The organism is Streptacidiphilus neutrinimicus (assembly GCF_000787815.1).
GTDB lineage: Bacteria > Actinomycetota > Actinomycetes > Streptomycetales > Streptomycetaceae > Streptacidiphilus > Streptacidiphilus neutrinimicus.
In genome coordinates, this window is sequence record NZ_BBPO01000113.1 from 17170 (window position 1) to 18055 (window position 886).

The following is an 886-nucleotide window of genomic DNA, read 5'->3' on the forward strand; positions in this document are numbered from 1 at the left end:
AGGCTGGTCGACCGGGCCCGCGACCTGCTCTCCGGCCGCGGCCGCTCCTAACCCCAGCCCCGGCCCGCGCCCGGCTGGTCCCCCGCGCCCGAGCACCGCCAGGGGACAGTCGGGTTTCGCTGCTGGGCTGCCCACGTGTCTGCCCGGAATTCGGCCGCCCCGGGGCCAGGACGGGGTCATGAGCACCCCCGACGAGCGTGCCTGGGGGTCAGTTTTCAGGAAGCATCGACAGATGGGCGTCAGCTCACGGGGGAGACCTCCATGGCGACGCTCGCGGGGGCCTTCGCGTGCGGCGCCGCGAGTCCTTTCCGTCGGCAGCGGGGCGGCCGGGAAGCCGAGTTGGCTGAGGCCAACCGTGCCGTCACCGGAGCGCCCCGAGGCGTGGACCGCTCGATCTGCAGCACCAGGCGGGTGCCCGGCCAGGTGAACACGTCGGTCGGCCTCGCGCCGACCCGGTGTACGTGCCGGCCGAGGGCCGATAGCTTGAGGTGCGGCGTCGGGAGGCGACGACGGTAAGCTGGGACGACGATGATCGTCACTGGAAGCTGGGTCAGTTTTATGTCAACCCGGACGAGCGGCGCGTTCTGGCGGTTGCTGAGTTCACTGACGGTGCAGTACTCGCCGATCTGAAGGCGCGCAGCCGTTGCAGGGGGTGGATCCGGTCCGCTCCCGGCAGGGCCTCCAGCAGGTCGCGCACCGCCATCGAGCGGGCTGCGGCTTCCCGTCCCGCACCTCGCCCAGCGGTCGGCTTGCGGTCAGCTCGGCCTGGACGCTCACCCACTCGGCCGCGCCTGCCGCAGGAGCGGGTCGGCGGCGCTGCCAGTGCGGGAAGCGCGATCCATCCACGCCTCCTTCCATGCCTGGACTATTCATCTTCCGCTCACCG